Here is a 20256-nt window from a genome sequence, read left to right as displayed (position 1 = left end):
CCAGACCATCGCTCGCGGTGGTCTTTTCATTTCTGGATGCGGAGGTGATTGTGTTCGTACAAAACCGACTCACTAGCTGGATCGCCGGCATCCGCCGGCAGATCGCCCTGCCCTTGCGCATCGAGCTGTGGAACGGCCAGCATGTCGACTTTTCCACCGAGACGCCGCGCGTGACGATACGGCTGCCGAACGTGTCGGCCGCGCGCTACCTGCTGACGCCTTCGCTGTCCAACCTGGGCGCGGCCTATGTCGAGGGCGCGATCGAGGTCCGGGGCCGGGCGCACGACATGATCGCCATCGTCAACGCGCTGGCGCGCACCACGCTCAAGGCCGAGGGCAAGTTCGCCCGCATCGTGCGCGGCATGGTGCACAGCAAGCAGAAGGACGCCGAGGCGATCCGCTACCACTACGACGTTTCCAACGAGTTCTACCAGCAGTTCCTCGATCCGGCCATGGTGTATTCCTGCGCCTACTTCGAGGACGGCGACGAAGACCTGGCCACCGCCCAGGCCAAGAAGATCGACCACATCCTGCGCAAGATCGAGCTGCGGCCCAACCAGACGCTGCTCGACATCGGCTGCGGCTGGGGCGCGCTGGTTATACGTGCGGCGCAGCAGTACCGGGCCCGCTGCGTCGGCATCACGCTGTCGGAAAACCAGTTCGCGCTGGCCAAGGAGCGGGTGCGGCGCGCGGGGCTGGAGCACCTGGTCGAAATCCGCCTGCAGGACTACCGCGACGTGCGCGGCCGCTTCGACCGCATCACCAGCGTCGGCATGTTCGAGCACGTGGGCATCAAGCACTTGCCCGAGTATTTCGCCGCCATCCACAAGCTGCTGGCGGACGACGGCGTGGTGATGAACCACGGCATCACCACCACCGATCCGGACAACGGCGAGACACCCTACGGCGGCGGCGAGTTCATCGGAAAATACGTGTTCCCGCAGGGCGAGCTGGCGCATATCGGCCATGTGCTCAAGGCCATGCAGCAGGCCAAGCTGGAGGTCGGCGACGTCGAGAACCTGCGCCGCCACTACGCCCGCACCTGCGCCATCTGGACCGACAACTTCGAGGCCCACGCCGAGCGCGCGCGGGCGCTGGCGGGCGACAAGCGCTACCGCATCTGGCATGTGTACCTGGCCGGTTGCAGCTATGCCTTCGAACAGGATTGGATCAGCCTGTACCAGATCGTCTGCCGCAAGGCGGGCCAGCGCAGTGCGGCGCTGCCGTGGTCGCGCCGGCACATGTATCCGGCGCCGGCCAGCATCGGCATCGGCATCGGCATCGGCGCCCATTACGCGCTGGCGGACGCCGGCCTGCCCTCGTTCACGCTGCTTCAGGAAGACGGCGGCGCGGCCATGGCGTCGACGCCGCCGGCGATCAACTCCTTCAAGGCGACGTAGACCTGCTGCAAGGCCGGCTCCAGACGGCCGGCCGCCAGCTGCCACGGCTGGCCGGCGTGCAGCGCGGCCGACAGTTGCTCGGCCAGCGCCACCGCGCGCGCCGCGCCGAAGTTGACCAGCACGCCCTTCAAACTGTGCACCGCGCGCGTGCTGCGCGGCAGGTCGCCCGCCGCCAGCGCCTCCCCCAGCTCCTGCCACAGTTGCGGGCCGTCGTGCAGGAACAGCGCGGCCAGTTCCAGCAGCAGTTCGGCGTCGCCGTCCAGGCGCTGCAAGGCGCCGCGCCAGTCCAGCAGCTGGTGGCCGCTGTCGGGCTGGTAGCGCAGCAGCATGTCGCGCAGCTGCTGGCTGTCGACCGGCTTGGCCAGGTAGTCGTCCATGCCCGCTTCCAGGCAGCGCTCGCGGTCGCCCGCCATGGCGCGCGCGGTCATCGCGATGATGGGCACGTGGCCGCCCTGCATGGCCTCGCGCTGGCGGATCTGGCGCGTGGCGGCCAGGCCGTCCAGGCCCGGCATCTGCACGTCCATCAGGATCACGTCGTGCGCGCCGCGCGCGGCGCGCTCCAGCACCGCCAGGCCGCTGTCGACCAGCGTGACGCGGTGGCCCAGCTTTTCCAGCAGCCGCACCGCCAGCCGCTGGTTGACCGGGTTGTCCTCGGCCAGCAGCACGCGCAGGCCGCCTGGCGCCGGATGCTGCCGGCCTGCCGGCGGCGGCAGATCGCCCTCGCCGACGATCAGGCCGCCGTCGTTGGCGCTCAGGTTCATGCCCTGGCCCGGCGCCAGCACGGCCAGCGGCGGCAGCGGCGCGGCCTGCGCCACGCCGGTGTGCTGCAAGGGCACGGCGAAGCTGAACACGCTGCCCTGCCCCGGCGCGCTGTGGACCTCGATGCGGCCCTGCATCAGGATCACCAGCCGGCGGCAGATCGCCAGTCCCAGGCCGGTGCCGCCGTACTGGCGCGTGGTCGAGCCGTCGACCTGGGCGAAGGCTTCGAAGATCAGGTGCTGTTTTTCTTCCGGCACGCCGATGCCGGTGTCGCGCACGGCAAACACGATCTCGCTGCGGCCGTCGTGCTCGGCGCCGATGGACAGCTGCACCGTCACGCTGCCGGCGCCGGTGAACTTGATGGCGTTGCCGACCAGGTTGAGCAGCACCTGCCGCAGCCGCCCCGGATCGCCCTTCATGATGCGCGGCACGTCCGGCGGAATCTCGGACGCCAGCGCCAGCCCCTTCTGCCGCGCCCGCAAGCTCATGGCGCGCAGCGTGTCGCCGACCAGCTGGCGCAGGTCGAACGGCACTTCCTCGATGTCCAGCTTGCCGGCCTCGATCTTGGAGAAGTCCAGGATGTCGTCGACGATCTGCAACAGCGCGTCGGCCGAGGCTTTCACCAGCGTCAGGTCGGCGCGCTGGTGGGCGTCGATGTCGGACTCCAGCACCAGCTCGGTCATGCCGAGGATGCCGTTCATCGGCGTGCGGATTTCGTGGCTCATATTGGCCAGGAATTCGCTCTTGGCGCGGCTGGCCGCCTCGGCCGATTCGACCGCGTGCTGCATGGCGGCGCGGGCGGCGCGCTGCTCGCTGATGTCGATGAAGTAGCCCAGCATGTAGGACAGCCCGCCGCTGTTGATGACCTTGCGGCTGACCAGCACGTCGAGCGGCGGATCGAAGGTGGCCATGCGGCGCTCGGTCGTCACCATGCGGCCGGTGGACCAGGCTTGCTCGTCCTCGACGTGGGTGGCGGCGGCCCAGCGCGGCGAGGCGAAGTCGTCGATGGTGCGGCCGAGGATTTCGGCGCGCGAGCGCTGGGTGAATTCCTCGAAGCGGCTGTTGAAGCGCAGGAAGCGGCCGTCGCGGTCCTTGAGGAAGATGGGGATGGGCAGCTGGTCGAGGATCTGCTCGGTCAGCTCCTGCTGGTCGCGGGCGGCCTGGTCGGCGGACGGCGGGCGCGGCTGCACCTGCAGGTCTGCGTGCAGCTCGCGTTGCAGGCCGGCCAGGCGCGCGGTGTGCTCGTCGCGCCAGGTGCCGACGTTGCCGCGCTGCTGGCGGTTCTCCTTGCGCAGCAGCGCGTTGGCCGAGCGCAGCTGGTGCGCCTCCGCTTCCAGCTCGGCCAGCGCGGCCAGCTGCGGCTCCAGCAGGCGCGCCAGTTCCTGCGCGTCCAGCGTTGCCAGCGCTTGCCGTATCAGGGCGACGTGACTATCCATGGGCCGTGGCGGCGCCGGGCTCGTCGCGGAAGCGGGCGCGGATCTCCTGCACGTCGTCCCAGCGCTGCAACAGCGCGTCGACGCAGCGCGGATCGAAGTGGCCGCCGCAGTTGTCCAGCAGGTGCTGGCGCGCGTCCTCCATGCTCCAGGCGCTCTTGTACGGCCGCACGCTGGTCAGCGCGTCGAACACGTCGGCCACGGCGACGATGCGGCCCACCAGCGGGATGGCCTCGCCCGCCAGGCCGCGCGGATAGCCGGTGCCGTCGTAGCGCTCGTGGTGGGTCAGCGCGATCTCGGCCGCCAGCTGCAACATGCGCGCCTGGCAATCCTTGAGGATGTTGTAGCCGATGCCGGCGTGCTGGCGCATGACCGCCATTTCGTCGGGATCCAGCCGGCCGGGCTTGAGCAGGATGTGGTCGGGCGTGCCGACCTTGCCGATGTCGTGCATGGGCGCGGCGTTGAGCACGTCCTGCTGCTGTTCCTCGGGCAGGCCCAGCTGCTCGGCGATCAGCCGCGAGTAGTGCGCCATGCGCTGGATGTGGGCGCCGGTTTCGGGGTCGCGGTACTCGGAGGCGCGGCACAGCAGCATGATGGTTTCCTGCTCGCGCGCGCGCAGCTCGGCGGTGGCCTTGGCCACTTCCTCGGCCAGCCAGCTGGCGCGGTGCTGCAGGCCCAGCGTGGCGCTGCGCAGCGCCAGCATGTTGCGGGTGCGCGCCAGGAACTCGACCTTGTCGATCGGCTTGATGAGGAAATCGCTGGCGCCGTTTTCCAGCGCGCGGTGGCGCACGTCGACGTCGACGCTGGCCGTGACCATCAGCACTGGCGGCCGCTGGTCGGCCGGCGCCTGTAGCCGGGCGATCAGCTCCAGGCCGTTCATGTCCGGCATCATGTAGTCGACGATCAGCAGATCGTAGGGATGGGCGTTGCACCAGGCCAGCGCCTCGCGCGCCGACTGGAAGCTGATGGTGCTCACGTCCTGCAGCTTGTCCACCAGGCGCGACATCAGCACCAGGTTGATATGGGTATCGTCGACCAGCACCACCTTCATGCACGTCCCCTCGTTGTTATGATTTCAGGCGATACGCGTAGGTACTCTTGAACTTGGCCACCTTGGGCGCCACCACGAAGGCGCAATAGCTTTGCAGGGGATGCTGGGTGAAATAATCCTGGTGGTAGGGCTCGGCCGGATAGTAGGCCGAGGCCGGCGCCAGCTCGGTGACGATGGGCGCGTCCCACACCCCGGCCATCTGGGCGATCACCTGGCGCGCGGTGGCTTCCTGCTGCGGCGACTGGTAAAAGATCACCGAGCGGTACTGGGTGCCGACGTCGTTGCCCTGGCGGTTCAGCGTGGTCGGATCGTGGATGGTGAAGAAGATTTCCAGCAGGTCGCGGAAACCGATGACGGCGGGATCAAATTGCAATTTCACTACTTCGGCATGGCCGGTGCCGCCGGCGCAGACTTGCTCGTACGTGGGGTCGGGCTGGTGGCCGCCGGTGTAGCCCGACTCGACCTGGACGACGCCCTTCACCTGGGCATACACGGCCTCGGTGCACCAGAAGCAGCCGCCGCCCAGATACGCCGTTTCCAGCGCCGTGGCCGGCGCGGTCTGACTCGTCATGACTCCCCCCGCGTAGAAGAATGCCCATGGGTTCACTGTAACGCAAACCAGGGCAATACGCTATCGCACGGTAAACTTTGGCATAATGGCTGAAAAGTCACAGGTCCACCATGCACACTCGTTCTCCCCGCGCCGACCAGCGCCCCTTCGATACCAGCCATTTCCGCCAGGCGCTGGGCCAGTTCGCCACCGGCGTCACCGTCATCACCACCCGGCTGGCGGACGGCACGTTTCGCGGCCTGACGGCCAGTTCCTTCAATTCGGTGTCGCTGGACCCGCCGCTGGTGCTGTGGAGCCTGGCGACCACGGCCAACAGCATGCCCATCTTCACCGGCAACTCGCACTACGTCATCAATGTGTTGTCGGCCAGCCAGGCCCATCTGGCCAAGCAGTTCGCCACGCGCGGCATCGACCCGTGGGAAAACACCGAATACGAGCTGTCGCGCACCGGCCAGCCCATCCTCAAGGGGGCGTCGGCCTGGTTCGAATGCCACAACCGCAGCCGCTACCCCGAGGGCGACCACGTGATTTTCGTCGGCGAGGTCGAGCTGTGCGAGTTCTCGCCGTCGCCGCCGCTGATTTTCCACGGCGGCCAGTTCGGCGAGCTGGGCTAAAAACGGAAATTGGTGTCGCCATTTGAAAAGCCGTGATGGTGGCCGCGGCATAGAATGCGGGCAGCCTTCACCAATTTTCATAATGAGAGACCACTATGAGCCTAGCCCGCGCCCAATTCCACTGGGATGACCCCCTGCTGCTGGACCAGCAACTGACCGACGACGAGCGCATGGTGCGCGACGCCGCCGCCGCGTATTGCAAGGACAAACTGGCGCCGCGCATCCTGGACGCCTTCCGCCACGAAAAGATGGACACCTCGATCTTCCGCGAGATGGGCGAACTGGGCCTGCTGGGCCCGACCATTCCGGAACAGTACGGCGGTCCCGGCCTGAACTACGTGGCCTACGGCCTGATCGCCCGCGAAGTCGAGCGCATCGATTCCGGCTACCGTTCGATGATGAGCGTGCAGTCGTCGCTGGTGATGGTGCCGATCTACGAGTTCGGCACCGAAGCGCAGAAACAGAAATACCTGCCGAAACTGGCGACCGGCGAATGGATCGGCTGCTTCGGCCTGACCGAGCCGAACCACGGCTCCGACCCGGGCTCGATGATCACCCGCGCCAAGAAGGTGCCGGGCGGCTACGCGCTGAGCGGCGCCAAGATGTGGATCACCAATTCGCCGGTGGCCGACGTGTTCGTGGTCTGGGCCAAGGACGATGAGGGCGCGATCCGCGGCTTCGTGCTGGAAAAAGGCATGGCCGGCCTGAGCGCCCCCGCCATCCACGGCAAGTTCGGCCTGCGCGCTTCGGTGACGGGCGAGATCGTGATGGACAATGTGTTCTGCCCGGAAGAGAACGCCTTCCCGGACGTGCGCGGCCTGAAGGGTCCGTTCACCTGCCTGAACTCGGCACGCTACGGCATCGCCTGGGGCTCGCTGGGCGCGGCCGAGGACTGCTGGCACACCGCGCGCCAGTACGTGCTGGACCGCCACCAGTTCGGCCGTCCGCTGGCCGCCAACCAGCTGGTGCAGAAGAAGCTGGCCGACATGCAGACCGAGATCACGCTGGGCCTGCAAGGCTGCCTGCAGCTGGGCCGCATGAAGGACGCCGGCACGGCGGCGGTGGAAATCACCTCGATGATGAAGCGCAATTCCTGCGGCAAGTCGCTGGACATCGCCCGCGTCGCCCGCGACATGCTGGGTGGTAACGGCATCTCGGACGAGTTCGGCATCATCCGCCACATGGTCAACCTGGAAGTGGTCAATACCTACGAAGGGACGCACGACATCCACGCGCTGATCCTGGGCCGCGCCCAGACCGGCATCCAGGCCTTCCAGTAACCCCCAAAGCCTGGGGTCTGACCCCGTGGGGTCAGACCCCGCCTCGGTTCGGGGTGGACGTAAAAAAACCGCTGCGGCTGCAAGGCCCCAGCGGTTTTTTTTGCTTCGGAGGCTGGGCTTAGAAGCCTTTGAAGTTGTAGCCCACGCTGACGCTGACCGCCAGCGGATCCAGGCGCACGTCCTGGGTCTGGCCGGTCGAGAAGTGCACCATGGTTTTCAGCTTGGTCTTGATGACGGTGGCGTCGATAAACCATTTCTCGTTGATCTTCACCGTGCCGCCGATCTGGTAGCTGACCGCCCACTTGTCGTCCAGCTTGAAGGTCGTGCCCGGGCCGCCGGTATTGAGCAGCGCGGTCAGCTGGCCGGAACCGGTCTCCTTCTGGAACATCGCGTAGGTGATGCCCAGGCCCACGTACGGACGGAACATCGAGTTGGCCGGCAGGAAGCGGTACTGCACAAAGGCGGTCGGCGGCAATACTTCCGACGTGCCCAGCTTGCCCGTGCCCTGGATGGCGCCGGCGCCGATCAGGTCGTGCTTGTACGGCAGACCCAGGTCCAGCTCGGCCGAGATATTGTCGGTCAACATATAGGCGATCGCGAAGCGCGGCTTGGTGTCCGTGCCCACGTCGGCCTTGGTGCCCGGCAGCGCCGGCGCCGACACATCGCCCGAATCGACTTTCGGCGTGATCTTGTTGATGCCCAGCGTGCCCAGCCAGGTGCCGGCGGTTTGTTGCGCCGATGCGGCCGAGGCTACCGTCAGTGCGGCGGCCAGCGCCAGCAGTTTTACCGTGTTCTTCATATCGTCTCCTGATTTATTGTGTGGTGAGTCCGGCAGCCGCCCTCCCGCGGGCGGCGGCTGCGCGCGACGACTGAATTACAGCCAGCCCTTGACGACCAGCTTCTCGGCCACGTAGCGGGCCAGCAGCAGGTTGTTGAACGGCGTCGGGTGCACTTCGTCGGCGAAGGACCAGTGGCTGATATCGCCGGACTTGACGTTGCCGGCGTTGCACGCCAGCGCGCTGCCCAGCGGGTTGGTCGGCGCGGTCAGGTTGCAGGCAGGCTCCTCGACATTGGTCAGGCCATAGGGGCCAGGGTTGGTGGCCTGGTCGTGGCTGACGGAGAACACGTCGACGATCAGCACCTTCGATTCCGCCGCCAGGCCGGCGCTCAGTGCGCTGTTGAACGCCGAAACCATGGCGTTGATCAGCGGCTGCGAGGTGGGCTTGGCGCGCCCGGACGGCGTGGTGGCCACGTCCGGCAGGTTGTTGACGGTGACATAATTGGCGCCGTTGGCCAGGATCTGGGTCTTGACCAGGTTGGCCAGTTCGGTACCGGCGGTGGCCATGGCCGCCACCAGTTCCGGACCGTGGGCGGCGGCGTAGTCGGCGCCGGCCTTGGCGCCGGCGGCGGTGGCGTCGGCCGTGGCCTTCGTCACCATCGGGCCGTAGACGGCCGGCGAAGCCACGGCCGAATTGCCCGGCTGGACCGCCGCGGTGCCGACGGCGACCTGGGTGATGGTGGTCTGGGTGCTGCCCGGACGGGCCGCTTCCGTTTGCGCGGCCAGGCCGATGGCGCCGGCGGCGCTGCGCGGATCGGTGGCGCCGGCGGCCAGTTGGCCGACCAGGCTGGTGACATAGGCGGTGCCGCCAGCGGCGGTGCCGGCGGCGGTGGCGTCGGTGCTCAGCTTGGTCAGGTTGAACAGCGCGTCATTGCCGCCGGCCATGACGAACACCATTTCATCGCCCTTGAACTTGCCGCCCACCGCTTTCAGATGGTTGGCCACCTGGGTGACGACCGGGATGGTCAGCGCGCCCAGCACGCTGCCGGTCAGCTTGTGGCCAGGCCCGACAGGATTGGTGACGCGGGCGCCGCCCTGGGCGTAGCCGTAGCAGCCGGCGTGGGCCACTTGCGGTACCGAGAAACCTTTGCTGGCATCGCCATCGAGGCCGGTCACTGCCGCGCACGGCGCAGCCAGGCCCAATTGGGCGGCGACCAGTTCGGTCCAGTTCTTGCCGGTCAGTGTGGAGACGGTGGCGGAGCTATCGCCATTGATCGTGAATTTGCCGCCCTTGAGCGCGACGACCGTGCCGACCGCGTAGGAGCCAACGTCGGACAGGCTGTCGCCGAACGACACCTGCGCGCTGTATTTGTTCTTGACAGTTTGATCGCCGGGTTTGGGATCGGTGCCGCCGCAACCTGCAAGGACGGCCAGGGTCATTGCAGCAAGTGCAAATTTGGTATGACGCATGTTGTCTCCTAGGAAAATATTTTTATAGTGTGATACGAACGGCCGTGCTATTCGCAACCCAACTAATATGCCAGCGTTAGCTATCGATGTATAGGGGAGCACATCAAATCCCCTGTCGTCTGTGGCTAAAAAGAACGATTGCTCGGCTTTATTTTCAAGGAGACAACTTTACGCAAACCGATTTTAGCGCCCAGGTGCAGAATCGAAGAAGTTTCTTACCTCGCGCATGCAGAATGGGGCGACCAGGCCGGCGTGGTAGGCGTCGCTGACGGCCTTGTTGGCGGCTGCCGCCGAACCGGTGCTGGAGAGCGTGGACAAGCGCAGCACCTGCTTGGCGGCGGCGAATTCGGCGCGGGTGGTGCGATATGGGCCCAGCAGCGCCGAATCGTCCACATCCAGCACCGTCAGCAGGCCGGAAGCCATGGCGTGGGCGCGGAAGTAATCGTTGGTGGCGTCGGTATTGGCGAACGGCACCACCGGATCCTCGTTGCCGCCGCACAGCAGCAGCGGCACGGTCGGCGTGTAGGTGCGCAGATCGTTCCTCAGCAGCCACTTGCGCAGCGGCTGGGTCGGCGTGCAGCCCAGCGGCGCGACGCTGTTGGTGTTGCAGGGGTTGGCCTTGAGGTCGGCCAGGTAGCCGTTGCGGTAGCTGGTCTTCATCAGGTGGTCGAAACCGAAGTAGGACGCGTAGCCCGACGCCTGCGGCAGCGAATCCTGCGCGAACAGCACGTCGTTCGGCAGCTTGCCGGCCGCCACCAGGTCGCCCAGGCCCTGCGTGCCCGGCAGCAGCGTGTCGATGCCGGGGGCGTACTTGGCTTCGTAGATGTCGTCCAGGCTGGCGTAGATGTTGGCGCCGGCGCGCTGGCCGGCGTTGATCAGCATCGGCAGGAAGCCGCTGGAACCCACCGTCGGCGCACCGCCGTAGATGGCGTCGCCGAATTGCAGCAGCGCATACGGGCCGGACATCGGCGCCGCCGCCGCCACCGAGAATTCGCCGGCGTACCTGGTCTGCATCGCGCGCTGGGTGGCCAAGGCCACGAAGCCGCCTTGCGAGTAACCGCTCACTACCAGCTTGCTGGAAGCGCTGGCGCCGATGCTGCCGAACACGCTGCGGGCGGCGCGCAAGGCGTCGATCATGTCGTTCGATTGCTGGTCGGCGTCCAGGTAGGGATGGTAGGCCAGCGACGAGCCGGCATAACCGGCGTAGTTGGGCGCCACCACGATGTAGCCCTGGGCCGCGAACATCGCCGCCACCAGCCGCGCCTCGGTGGCGGACAGGTTGGACATATCGGTGGTCTTGCGCGGCGAGGTGCCGTGCGCGTACAACATCACCGGACGGCTGCCCTGGCAGGCCGCGTCCGTGCCGGACGGCACGATGATGGCGGTGCTGGCGTCGGTGTCGGCCGCGACCGAGTCGACGGTGTGGTATTTGAGGGTGTAGGCGGTGACGGCGCAGGTCGGCGTGCCGGTCATCGAGCTGCCGAGGGGGATGGTGCCATCCATCAGCTTCTTCATGACGCCAGGCTCGACGGTGTTGGCCATGGCGCCGTTGCCGATGGCGGCCGGCACCAGCGTGGCGCCGCCGATGGGCACGCCGCGCAGCTGGGTCGGAGGCTGCGTCACGATGGCGCCGCCGGTCTGGTTGCCGGCGGAACCGCCGCCGCCTCCACAACAGGCGAGCAGTACGGCCAGGGAAATCACGGAAAAGCGTGCGGCGTTGAACATGATGCGTCCTCGAATAGGGTGCAGGGCCCTATGAGGCGGCCCCTGCTGGTAGGTCAAGGTTGCCGGAATTTTTTTTTGTCGAGCAACGCTTCAGCTTAGCAGAAAAGCAAGCCAAATGCATGACCTATCGCAACACTTACATTTCAGTTTTTCAACAGGGACGCGATCACGCCGGCCGAGCCGAACACCGAACGGCGCAGGCGGTCGTTGACGCCCAGCCATGCCGCGTCCTGCGGCGGGGTCTCCACCAGGATCAGGTCGGAGCCGGTCTGGTCCATGTCGCGCAGCGCGGCGTACAGGCCGTAGGCGTAGCCGGCCGGGTCGGACGGCAGCAGGCGTTGCGACGACGGCGACTGCGACTGCGGCGGCAGCGTATGGCCGATCAGCGCCACCTTGACGCCGCGCGCCTGCAACTGCGCCAGCGCGGCCGCCAGTTCGGACTGCGGCAGCATCGTCACCGGCGTGCGCGGCGCGTAGTGCGATTCCAGCGTGCCGGAGGCGCGCGGCGCGGCCTGGTCCGGCGCGGCCGGCATGGCGCCGATCACGTCGGCGATCTGCTGCGCGCTGATGTGGCCGGGACGCAGCAGCACCGGGCCGTGCGTGGCCAGGCGCGACAGGTCGACGATGGTCGATTCGATGCCTACCTGGCTGGGGCCGCCTTCGAGCACGGTGCTCAGCAAGGCGCCGCTGCAGGCTTCGCCGTCGGTGGCGCCGTCGTCATGCTCGTCCAGGCCGAACTCGTCGCGCACGTGCTGGGCCGTGGTCGGGCTGACGTTGCCGAACTTGTTGGCCGACGGCGCTGCCACGCCGCCCTTGCCGCCCTTGAAGGCGCTCAGCAGGGCGATCGCGACCGGGTGCGAGGGGCAGCGGATGCCGACCGTATCCTGGCCGCCGGAGACGGCGTCGGGGATGTGGCTGGCGCGTTTCAAGATCAGCGTCAGCGGGCCCGGCCAGAAGGCCGCGACCAGCTGGCGGGCCTCGTCCGGAATGTCGGCCACCCAGTAGTCGAGCGCGGCGCCGGGGGCGACGTGGACGATCACCGGATGGTCGTTCGGCCGGCCCTTGGCCTGGTAGATGCGGGCCACGGCCGCCGGGTTCTCGGCGTCGGCGCCCAGGCCGTAGACGGTCTCGGTAGGGAAGGCGACCAGGCCGCCCTCCTCCAGGATCGTCGCCGCCGCCGCGATGGCGGTGTGGTCGGCTACCGTTGCGGCCTGCTGCTTCACGGCGCCGCCTTGGCGATGCCCAGGATGGCGCAGGCGGCGTCGAGCTGCTGCTGCGCTTGCGCCAGGGTCGGCGCGATGAAGGTCAGGTGGCCCATCTTGCGGGCGCGGCGTGGATCGTCCTTGCCGTACAGATGCAGGCAAGCGCCCGGCAGCGCCAGCACCTGGTCCCACGCCGGCTCGCGCGTGGCGTCGGTGTCGTCGGTGAACCAGACGTCGCCGAGGATGTTGAGCATCACGGCTGGCGAATGCTGGCGCACATCGCCCAGCGGCAGGCGGGCCATGGCGCGCACCTGCTGCGCGAACTGGCTGGTGACGCAGGCATCCATCGTGTAGTGGCCGCTGTTGTGCGGACGCGGCGCCATCTCGTTGACCACCAGGCTGCCGTCGGTGAGCACGAAGAATTCGATGCACAGCACGCCGACATAACCGAGCTCGGCAACGATGGCTTGCGCCGCCTGTTGCGCGACCCTGGCGCTGGCTTCCGACACGTTCGGGCCGGGCACGGTGGTGGTGAACAGGATGCCGTCGCGGTGGACGTTCTCGGCGATCGGATACACCACCGATTCGCCGTCGGCGCCACGGGCGGTCAGCACCGAGACCTCGTAGGCCAGCGGCAGCATCTTCTCCAGCAGGCAGGTGACGCCGTCCATGCTGTCGAAGGCGGCGCGCACATCCTCGCGGCTGCGCACGCGGACCTGGCCCTTGCCGTCGTAGCCCATGCGCACCGTCTTCAGGATGCCGGGCAGCAGCTCGTCGCCGATGGCGTCGATGTCCGCATGCGTGGCGATCACCTTGTGCGGCGCCGGCATCACGCCCGACTTGGGCGCGCAATCGACGAAGAAGCGTTTCTCGGCGATGCGGTCCTGCGCCACCGACACGCCATGCGCGTTCGGCGCGACAAACACTTGCTGCGCCAGGCGCGACAGGCTGTCGGCCGGCACGTTCTCGAATTCGGTGGTGACGGCCAGGCATTGCGCGGCCAGCGCGTCGAGGCCGGCGGCATCTTCATAGCCGGCTTCGACCAGGCGCTGCGCGACCTGCCCTGCGGGACAGTCGGCCGCCGGTTCCAGCACGGCCACTTGATAACCCATGCTTTGCGCGGCCTGGGCGAACATGCGGCCGAGCTGGCCGCCGCCCATCACACCCAGCCAGGCTGGCGGATTGGCGGCTGGCAGAATTGGTGAAAACTGCGGGGGTAACAGATTACTCATTTATTCCAGCGGTAAAGTCATGGCCTTGGCGGCTTCGGTTTGCGTGACACGGAATGCTTCCAGCTTGTCGGCCAGCGCGTCGTCGTTGGCGGCGATCATCGCCACCGCCGTCAGCGCGGCGTTGGCGGCGCCGGCTTCGCCGATGGCGAAGGTCGACACCGGCACGCCCTTGGGCATCTGCACGATGGACAGCAGCGAATCCTCGCCGCGCAGGTACTTGGACGGCACCGGCACGCCCAGCACCGGCACGATGGTCATCGCGGCCACCATGCCAGGCAGGTGGGCCGCGCCGCCGGCGCCGGCGATGATGGCGCGCAGGCCGCGCGCGCGGGCGCTCTTGGCGTAGGCGTACATCTCGTCCGGCATGCGGTGGGCGGAAATCACTTGCGCTTCATACGGCACGCCGAACTGCTTGAGGATGGCGACCGCGTTCTGCATCACGTCCCAGTCCGACGACGAACCCATGATGACGCCGACCAGTGGCTTGTTCTGCTCGCTCATATCAGGCCTTCAGCTTCTGGCCGGTCAGGCGCTCGATGGCTTCGAAGTACTTGGCCTGGGTCTTGTCGATGACGTCGGCAGGCAGCGCCGGCGCCGGTGCGGTTTTGCCCCAGGTCAGGGTTTCCAGGTAGTCGCGCACGAACTGCTTGTCGAACGACGGCGGCGACATGCCAGGCTGGTACGAGTCCGCTGGCCAGAAGCGCGAGGAATCGGCGGTCAGCACCTCGTCCATCAGGTGCATGACGCCGTTTTCGTCCAAGCCGAACTCGAACTTGGTGTCGGCGATGATGATGCCGCGCGTGGCGGCGTAGTCGGCGGCGGCCTGGTACAGGGCGATGCTGACGTCGCGCATCTTGGCGGCCAGTTCGGCGCCGATGCGGCTTTCCATGTCGGCAAAGCTGATGTTCTCGTCGTGTTCGCCCAGGTCGGCCTTGGCGGCCGGGGTGAACAGCGGCTCAGGCAGCTTCTCGGCCTGTTGCAGGCCCGCAGGCAGCTTGATGCCGCAGATGCTGCCGGTGTCCTGGTAATCCTTCCAGCCCGAACCGATGATGTAGCCGCGCACCACCGCCTCGACCATGATCGGCTTCAGGCGCTTGGCGACCACGGCGCGGCCCTTGACCTGCTCCACTTCGTCGGCGGCGACCACGGATTCCGGCGCCACGCCGGTCAGGTGGTTAGGCACGATGTGGCCGAGTTTCTCGAACCAGAAATCGCTCATCTGGTTCAGGACCATGCCCTTGCCGGGGATAGGCTCGTTCATGACGACGTCGAAGGCCGACAGGCGGTCGGTGGTGACGATCAAAATCTTGTCGTCGCCGACAGCGTAGTTGTCGCGGACTTTGCCGTGGCCGAGGAGTGGCAGGGACTTGATGGAGGTCTGGTAAAGGCTGTTCATAGCGGGAGGTGGATAGACTAGCGGTATAGAAAAGCGAAAACCGGCGCAGGGAAAACCTTGCTAGCCGGTCAAGAGAGTTGGACCGATTCCCGAGAGAATCGATCCGTTCCAAAACAGAATTTTACTTCACAATCTGGGACAGCTCGCCGGCCTTGTAACGCTCGGCCATTTTTTCCAGCGGGATGACCTTGATCTTCGACGCCTGGCCTTCGCAGCCGAACGACTGGAAGCGCGCGCGCACGACCAGCTCGGCGGCGGCGCGGGCCGGCTTGAGGAAGTCGCGCGGGTCGAATTTCGACGGGTTCTGGAACATGAACTGGCGCACGGCCGCGGTCATGGCCAGGCGGATGTCGGTGTCGATGTTGATCTTGCGGACGCCGTGACGGATGCCTTCCTGGATCTCTTCGACCGGCACGCCATAGGTTTCCTTCATGTCGCCGCCGAATTCGCGGATGATGGCCAGCAGTTCCTGCGGCACCGACGACGAACCGTGCATCACCAAGTGGGTGTTGGGGATGCGGGCGTGGATTTCCTTGATGCGGTCGATGGCCAGGATGTCGCCGGTCGGCTTGCGGGTGAACTTGTAGGCGCCGTGCGAGGTGCCGATGGCGATCGCCAGCGCGTCGCACTGGGTGCGCTGCACGAAGTCGGCGGCCTGGGCCACGTCGGTCAGCAGCTGTTCGCGGGTCATGGTGCCGTCGGCGCCGTGGCCGTCTTCCTTGTCGCCCTTCATGGTTTCCAGCGAACCGAGCACGCCCAGTTCGGCTTCCACCGTGACGCCGATGGCGTGCGAGAACTTGACCACTTCTTTCGACACTTCGACGTTGTACTCGTACGAAGCGACCGACTTGCCGTCCGCTTCCAGCGAGCCGTCCATCATCACCGAGGTGAAGCCGGAACGGATCGCGGCCTGGCACACGGCCGGCGACTGGCCGTGGTCCTGGTGCATGACGACCGGGATGTGCGGGTAGGCTTCGACGGCGGCGTCGATCAGGTGGCGCAGGAAGGCTTCGCCGGCATATTTGCGGGCGCCGGCCGAGGCTTGCATGATGACCGGGCTGTTCAGGGCGTCGGCGGCGGCCATGATGGCCTGCACTTGCTCCAGATTGTTGACGTTGAACGCAGGGATGCCATAGCCGTTTTCAGCGGCGTGGTCCAGCAGTTGACGCATGGATACGAGGGACATGGTAATACTCCAAACAATAAAAAAACCTGGTTGCCGGAGCCGGCCAGCTTCGTTGTTCGAAGCTGGCCACCCTCGTTCCGCGAGGGGGCGCTACCGGACTTACTTGGTAAATTCTCCAACCTTGACGATCTTCAGCGCATTGGTGCCGCCGACCTGGCCCATCGGCTCGCCCCAGGTGACGACGATCATGTCACCCTTCTTGACGATGCCGTACTCGACCAGCAAATCTTCCGCCTGCTTCAGCACTTCCGCGCTGCCGGCTTTTTGCAGCAGATTGTAGGCCTTCACGTTGCGGTACAGCGCCACCTTGCGCTGGGTCGTCACGCTGGGCGTCAGCGCGAAGATCGGCGTGTCGATGTTGTGCCGGCTCATCCACAGCGCGGTCGAGCCGGACTCGGTCAGCGCCACGATGGCCTTCACCGCCAGATGGTGCGCGGTGAACAGCGCGCCGTAGGCGATCGACTGGTCGATCCGGGTGAAGGTCGCATTGAGGAAGTCGGCGTCGAGCTTGTTATACTCGGACTGCTCGGCTTCCACGCAAATGGCGGCCATCATTTCCACCGTTTCAATCGGATAACGGCCCGATGCGGTTTCCGCCGAGGTCATCACCGCATCCGTGCCGTCCAGCACCGCGTTGGCCACGTCCGACACTTCGGCGCGGGTCGGCACGGCGTTGAAGATCATCGACTCCATCATCTGGGTCGCGGTGATCGCCAGCTTGTTCGACTCGCGCGCCATGCGTATCATGCGCTTCTGCAGCGCCGGCACCGCCGCGTTGCCTACCTCCACCGCCAGATCGCCACGGGCTACCATGATGCCGTCGGAAGCGTCGAGGATCTCCTGCAGCACAGGGATCGCTTCGGCGCGCTCGATCTTGGCGATCATCAGCGGCTTGTGGCCGAACGGCTCGCCGGCGATATTGGCCAGCTGGCGCGCCATTTCCATATCGGTCGCGCTTTTCGGGAACGAGATCGCCAGGTAATCGCACTGGAAACTCATTGCCGTCTTGATGTCTTCCATGTCCTTGGCGGTCAGCGCCGGCGCGGTCAAGCCGCCGCCCTGGCGATTGATGCCCTTGTTGTTGGACAGTTCACCGCCGATTTTCACGGTGGTGTAAATCTCATGGCCGACGATCTTGTCGACCACCAGCACGATCAAGCCGTCGTTGAGCAGCAGCTTGTCGTCGGCGCGCAAATCCTGCGGCAGCGCCTTGTAGTCCAGGCCGACGCGTTCCTGGTTGCCCAGTTCGCCGTTTTCGCCCCATTTCGCGTCCAGGATGAATTTATCGCCGTTCGCAAGGTCAATCTTACCATTTTCAAACTTGCCGACGCGGATTTTAGGACCCTGCATGTCGGCCATGATCGCCACCTCGCGGCCGCATTCGGCCGCCGCTTCGCGCACCAGGCGGGCGCGGTCGATGTGATCCTGGGCCTTGCCATGCGAGAAATTCAGGCGCACGACATCGACGCCCGCACGTATCATTTTCACCAAGACGTTGAAGTCAGTGGAGGCTGGGCCGATCGTTGCAACAATTTTGGTACCACGGGACATAGGATTCCTTGAGCGTTGGGTCATGCGAACCGTCCCCGCAAAAGCGGCGGGGACGCGGAAGAGCTGCGCTGTTTGTGATGGTGAGGCCAGAATTTTGTAGCAAAGCTACAAAATTTTAGCCATTCCCAGGCATTAACTTGATTTTACTGTTAATTTGCTACACCGCACGACCGTGCTTTTATACCTAGTATTTTCCAGCTGTATTACTGCGCCGCAGCACGCTGCGTCAAAATCTCCACCGCCGGCAGGGTCTTACCTTCCAGGAACTCCAGGAAAGCGCCGCCGCCGGTCGAGATGTAGCCGATCTGCTCGGTGATGTGGTACTTGGCGATGGCCGCCAGCGTGTCGCCGCCGCCGGCGATCGAGAACGCCTTCGATGCGGCGATGGCCAGCGCCAGCGTCTTGGTGCCTTCGCCGAACTGGTCGAACTCGAACACGCCGACCGGGCCGTTCCAGACGATGGTGCCGGCGGCGCCGATCTGCGCGGCCAGGATGGCGGCGGTTTTCGGGCCGATGTCCAGGATCATGTCGTCATCGGCGACGTCGGCCACATCCTTGATGGTGGCGGCGGCGGTCGGCGAGAATTCCTTGGCGCAGACGACATCGACCGGAATCGGGACTTGGGCGCCGCGCTTGGCCATGATTTCGATGATGGCCTTGGCTTCCTCGACCAGCTCGTTTTCCACCAGCGACTTGCCGATGTTCAGGCCGACGGCCTTCATGAAGGTGTTGGCGATGCCGCCGCCGACGATCAGGTTGTCGACCTTGTCGGCCAGCGCCTTCAGGATGGACAGCTTGGACGACACCTTGGAACCGGCGACGATGGCCAGCAGCGGACGGGCCGGGGCGCCCAGCGCCTTGCCCAGCGCGTCCAGTTCGGCGGCCAGCAGCGGGCCGGCGCAGGCGACCGGCGCAAACTTGGCGATGCCGTGCGTCGACGCTTCGGCGCGGTGCGCGGTGCCGAAAGCGTCGTTGACGTAGATGTCGCACAAAGCGGCCATTTTCTGCGCCAGTTCGTCACTGTTCTTCTTCTCGCCCTTGTTGACGCGTACATTTTCCAGCAATACCACTTGGCCGGCCTGCAGGTTTTCCAGGCCGGCGCCGTCGACCCAGTTCTGTTTCAGCTCGACCGGCTGGCCCAGCAGCTCAGCCAGGCGCGCGGCGACCGGCGCCAGGCTGTCTTCCGGCTTGAACTCGCCTTCGGTCGGACGGCCCAGGTGGGACGTGACCATGACCTTGGCGCCGGCGGCCGCGGCAGCCTTGATGGCCGGTACGGAAGCGCGGATGCGCGTATCTTCGGTGATATTGCCGCTATCATCCTGCGGCACGTTCAAGTCGGCGCGGATGAAAACGCGCTTGCCTTGCAGCGCATTCTGGGCGATGAGATCTTGCAGACGGATGAAGTTCAAAACAGCGGACATGGCTACCCAAAGGTCGAGTTGAGGAAAGAGCGCTATTTTACCGCAAGGACGGGGTGATTTATCTGTTATTAAAATACATGCATCAGTCGCAAAACCGTGTAAAAGGCCATGCCGAACACAATCGTCTGCAACATATTTCGGCGCAGCAAGTAAAAAATCGTCGCCACGATGCCTGATACCAGTTTGAGATTGCTCAAATCGAGCAGCGGGTGGCTGTCGACCAGCACCAGGTCCGGCGCGACGATGGCGGCCAGCGCACAGGCCGGCGCGTAGCGCAGCATTTCCTGCACCCGCTTGGGGATGGTGATGTGCTGGCCGATCAGCCAGAACGAGCTGCGCGTGGCGGCGGTGGCCAGCGCCAGCACGCCGATGACGGCCCAGATTTCCCAATCAGCCATGGTGTTTTCTCCATTTTTCGACGCCCTCTTCGACCGCCATCGAGGTCAGCATGCCGACCAGCACGGCCAGCAGCAGGCCCAGCTTGTATGGCAGGCCGGCCGCCAGCACCGACACCACGCCGGCCACCAGCACGCCGCACAGCGCGGGACGGCCCACCATCAGCGGGATCATCACGCAGATGATGGCCAGGGTGCCGGCAAAGCCCAGCCCCCATTCGGTGGGCACGGCGCTGCCGAGGAAGATGCCGGCGATCGAACCGATCTGCCAGGCGGCCCAGTTCGGGTACAGCAAGCCCTTCAGGTAGGACAGCTTGCCCACCTGCGGCGCCTCGCTCGGGTATTTTTGCAGGAACAGGGCGACCGTCATGTCGCCGGCCACGTAGCCGAGCACGAAACGCTTGCGCCACGGCAGGTGGGCGAAGTGCGGCGCCAGCAGTGCCGAAAAGATCACGAAGCGCAGGTTGACCACGAAGGCGGTGGCGAAGATGACCCAGATCGGCGAATGCGAGGCGATCAGCGGCAGCGCGGCCAGCTGGGCCGATCCGGCGAACACCAGCAGCGTCATGCCCAGCGCCTGCGGCACCGTCAGGCCGCTCTTGACCATGGCGATGCCGACCACCAGGCCCCAGGCGCCGATGCCGAACAGGGTGGGGGTGCCGGTCTTCAAGCCTTCGCGCCACGAGGGTTCGTGGTGCTCGGCGACGTAGGGCTGGGGAGGTGTGCTGCTCAAATCGGTCATGTGCGTCATCGTGTGTCATTCCCGCCACATAGCGGGCCGCACCGGGGTTG

The 20256-nt window shown here is 66.0% G+C and carries 18 protein-coding genes; 3 read left to right on the top strand and 15 right to left on the bottom strand.

The window, feature by feature from the left end:
* Window positions 1–50 precede the first annotated feature (50 nt).
* On the top strand, window positions 51–1400 hold the full coding sequence (locus tag DUGA2_RS18930; RefSeq protein WP_229214720.1) for a cyclopropane-fatty-acyl-phospholipid synthase family protein: 1350 nt from the start codon (window positions 51–53) through the stop codon (window positions 1398–1400).
* On the opposite strand, the gene DUGA2_RS18925 is transcribed toward DUGA2_RS18930, so the two are convergent.
* From DUGA2_RS18925 to msrA, 3 genes are read right to left on the bottom strand one after another with little or no spacing between them, the layout of a single operon-like run.
* The gene (locus DUGA2_RS18925; protein WP_070271030.1) at window positions 1334–3595 is read right to left on the bottom strand and encodes an ATP-binding protein; all 2262 of its coding nucleotides are present in this window, start codon (window positions 3593–3595) and stop codon (window positions 1334–1336) included. The two genes, DUGA2_RS18930 and DUGA2_RS18925, sit on opposite strands and share 67 nt — an antisense overlap.
* On the bottom strand, window positions 3588–4643 hold the full coding sequence (locus DUGA2_RS18920; RefSeq protein ID WP_070271029.1) for an HD domain-containing phosphohydrolase: 1056 nt from the start codon (window positions 4641–4643) through the stop codon (window positions 3588–3590). The genes DUGA2_RS18925 and DUGA2_RS18920 overlap by 8 nt, the downstream gene beginning before the upstream one ends.
* 16 nt (window positions 4644–4659) lie before the next feature.
* Entirely contained in the window at window positions 4660–5214 is a 555-nt protein-coding gene (gene msrA / locus DUGA2_RS18915) for a peptide-methionine (S)-S-oxide reductase MsrA (protein ID WP_070271028.1), read from the bottom strand.
* Between the two features lie 110 nt (window positions 5215–5324).
* Between msrA and DUGA2_RS18910 the strand changes: the two genes are divergently transcribed.
* Entirely contained in the window at window positions 5325–5828 is a 504-nt protein-coding gene (locus tag DUGA2_RS18910) for a flavin reductase family protein (RefSeq protein ID WP_070271027.1), read from the top strand.
* A gap of 95 nt (window positions 5829–5923) precedes the next feature.
* On the top strand, window positions 5924–7108 hold the full coding sequence (locus DUGA2_RS18905) for an acyl-CoA dehydrogenase (protein ID WP_070271026.1): 1185 nt from the start codon (window positions 5924–5926) through the stop codon (window positions 7106–7108).
* Window positions 7109–7226: 118 nt separating this feature from the next.
* Here DUGA2_RS18905 and DUGA2_RS18900 read toward each other — a convergent pair whose 3' ends face one another.
* The 12 genes from DUGA2_RS18900 to DUGA2_RS18845 all read right to left on the bottom strand — a co-directional run bounded on the left by DUGA2_RS18900 (window position 7227) and on the right by DUGA2_RS18845 (window position 20206).
* Window positions 7227–7907 carry an OmpW family protein gene (locus tag DUGA2_RS18900; RefSeq protein ID WP_070271025.1) on the bottom strand — a complete coding sequence of 227 codons (681 nt, stop codon included), beginning with the start codon at window positions 7905–7907 and terminating at the stop codon, window positions 7227–7229.
* A 75-nt stretch (window positions 7908–7982) separates the two neighbouring features.
* Complete coding sequence (locus tag DUGA2_RS18895) at window positions 7983–9356, bottom strand: SGNH/GDSL hydrolase family protein (protein WP_070271024.1); 1374 nt, start codon at window positions 9354–9356, stop codon at window positions 7983–7985.
* Between the two features lie 183 nt (window positions 9357–9539).
* On the bottom strand, window positions 9540–11081 hold the full coding sequence (locus DUGA2_RS18890; RefSeq protein WP_070271023.1) for a S9 family peptidase: 1542 nt from the start codon (window positions 11079–11081) through the stop codon (window positions 9540–9542).
* Window positions 11082–11224: 143 nt separating this feature from the next.
* The gene (locus tag DUGA2_RS18885) at window positions 11225–12304 is read right to left on the bottom strand and encodes an L-threonylcarbamoyladenylate synthase (RefSeq protein WP_070271022.1); all 1080 of its coding nucleotides are present in this window, start codon (window positions 12302–12304) and stop codon (window positions 11225–11227) included.
* A complete protein-coding gene (locus tag DUGA2_RS18880) occupies window positions 12301–13515 on the bottom strand; it encodes a 5-(carboxyamino)imidazole ribonucleotide synthase (protein ID WP_070271021.1) in 1215 nt (404 codons plus the stop codon). The genes DUGA2_RS18885 and DUGA2_RS18880 overlap by 4 nt, the downstream gene beginning before the upstream one ends.
* Window positions 13516–14016 (bottom strand): 5-(carboxyamino)imidazole ribonucleotide mutase, encoded by a 501-nt coding sequence (gene purE, locus DUGA2_RS18875; protein WP_070271020.1) that lies wholly within the window; start codon window positions 14014–14016, stop codon window positions 13516–13518. It abuts the gene before it with no gap.
* 1 nt (window position 14017) lies between these two features.
* Entirely contained in the window at window positions 14018–14911 is an 894-nt protein-coding gene (locus DUGA2_RS18870) for a phosphoribosylaminoimidazolesuccinocarboxamide synthase (protein WP_070271019.1), read from the bottom strand.
* Window positions 14912–15032: 121 nt separating this feature from the next.
* Window positions 15033–16097, bottom strand: coding sequence for a class II fructose-bisphosphate aldolase (fba, locus tag DUGA2_RS18865; protein ID WP_008452502.1), 1065 nt, complete (start codon window positions 16095–16097; stop codon window positions 15033–15035).
* Between the two features lie 99 nt (window positions 16098–16196).
* The gene (gene pyk, locus DUGA2_RS18860) at window positions 16197–17648 is read right to left on the bottom strand and encodes a pyruvate kinase (RefSeq protein WP_008452504.1); all 1452 of its coding nucleotides are present in this window, start codon (window positions 17646–17648) and stop codon (window positions 16197–16199) included.
* A gap of 203 nt (window positions 17649–17851) precedes the next feature.
* Window positions 17852–19069 carry a phosphoglycerate kinase gene (locus DUGA2_RS18855; RefSeq protein ID WP_083296374.1) on the bottom strand — a complete coding sequence of 406 codons (1218 nt, stop codon included), beginning with the start codon at window positions 19067–19069 and terminating at the stop codon, window positions 17852–17854.
* Between the two features lie 68 nt (window positions 19070–19137).
* Window positions 19138–19467 carry an AzlD domain-containing protein gene (locus DUGA2_RS18850; protein ID WP_070271017.1) on the bottom strand — a complete coding sequence of 110 codons (330 nt, stop codon included), beginning with the start codon at window positions 19465–19467 and terminating at the stop codon, window positions 19138–19140.
* Window positions 19460–20206 (bottom strand): AzlC family ABC transporter permease, encoded by a 747-nt coding sequence (locus DUGA2_RS18845; RefSeq protein WP_070271088.1) that lies wholly within the window; start codon window positions 20204–20206, stop codon window positions 19460–19462. The genes DUGA2_RS18850 and DUGA2_RS18845 overlap by 8 nt, the downstream gene beginning before the upstream one ends.
* Window positions 20207–20256 lie beyond the last annotated feature (50 nt).

The sequence above is a fragment of the Duganella sp. HH101 genome, from assembly GCF_001758795.1.
Classification (GTDB): Bacteria; Pseudomonadota; Gammaproteobacteria; order Burkholderiales; family Burkholderiaceae_D; genus Rugamonas; species Rugamonas rivuli.
The sequence above is the reverse complement of the archived record's forward strand: the minus strand, read 5'-3'. Positions and strand labels throughout refer to the sequence as shown.

What these genes read in the sequence shown, in the direction of transcription:
- DUGA2_RS18925 (WP_070271030.1), bottom strand. Translation starts at nt 3,595, where the DNA reads ATGGATAGTCACGTCGCCCTGATACGGCAAGCGCTGGCAACGCTGGAC.
- DUGA2_RS18920 (WP_070271029.1), bottom strand. Translation starts at nt 4,643, where the DNA reads ATGAAGGTGGTGCTGGTCGACGATACCCATATCAACCTGGTGCTGATG.
- msrA (WP_070271028.1), bottom strand. Translation starts at nt 5,214, where the DNA reads ATGACGAGTCAGACCGCGCCGGCCACGGCGCTGGAAACGGCGTATCTG.
- DUGA2_RS18910 (WP_070271027.1), top strand. Translation starts at nt 5,325, where the DNA reads ATGCACACTCGTTCTCCCCGCGCCGACCAGCGCCCCTTCGATACCAGC.
- DUGA2_RS18905 (WP_070271026.1), top strand. Translation starts at nt 5,924, where the DNA reads ATGAGCCTAGCCCGCGCCCAATTCCACTGGGATGACCCCCTGCTGCTG.
- DUGA2_RS18900 (WP_070271025.1), bottom strand. Translation starts at nt 7,907, where the DNA reads ATGAAGAACACGGTAAAACTGCTGGCGCTGGCCGCCGCACTGACGGTA.
- DUGA2_RS18895 (WP_070271024.1), bottom strand. Translation starts at nt 9,356, where the DNA reads ATGCGTCATACCAAATTTGCACTTGCTGCAATGACCCTGGCCGTCCTT.
- DUGA2_RS18890 (WP_070271023.1), bottom strand. Translation starts at nt 11,081, where the DNA reads ATGTTCAACGCCGCACGCTTTTCCGTGATTTCCCTGGCCGTACTGCTC.
- DUGA2_RS18880 (WP_070271021.1), bottom strand. Translation starts at nt 13,515, where the DNA reads ATGAGTAATCTGTTACCCCCGCAGTTTTCACCAATTCTGCCAGCCGCC.
- purE (WP_070271020.1), bottom strand. Translation starts at nt 14,016, where the DNA reads ATGAGCGAGCAGAACAAGCCACTGGTCGGCGTCATCATGGGTTCGTCG.
- DUGA2_RS18870 (WP_070271019.1), bottom strand. Translation starts at nt 14,911, where the DNA reads ATGAACAGCCTTTACCAGACCTCCATCAAGTCCCTGCCACTCCTCGGC.
- fba (WP_008452502.1), bottom strand. Translation starts at nt 16,097, where the DNA reads ATGTCCCTCGTATCCATGCGTCAACTGCTGGACCACGCCGCTGAAAAC.
- pyk (WP_008452504.1), bottom strand. Translation starts at nt 17,648, where the DNA reads ATGTCCCGTGGTACCAAAATTGTTGCAACGATCGGCCCAGCCTCCACT.
- DUGA2_RS18855 (WP_083296374.1), bottom strand. Translation starts at nt 19,069, where the DNA reads ATGTCCGCTGTTTTGAACTTCATCCGTCTGCAAGATCTCATCGCCCAG.
- DUGA2_RS18850 (WP_070271017.1), bottom strand. Translation starts at nt 19,467, where the DNA reads ATGGCTGATTGGGAAATCTGGGCCGTCATCGGCGTGCTGGCGCTGGCC.
- DUGA2_RS18845 (WP_070271088.1), bottom strand. Translation starts at nt 20,206, where the DNA reads ATGACCGATTTGAGCAGCACACCTCCCCAGCCCTACGTCGCCGAGCAC.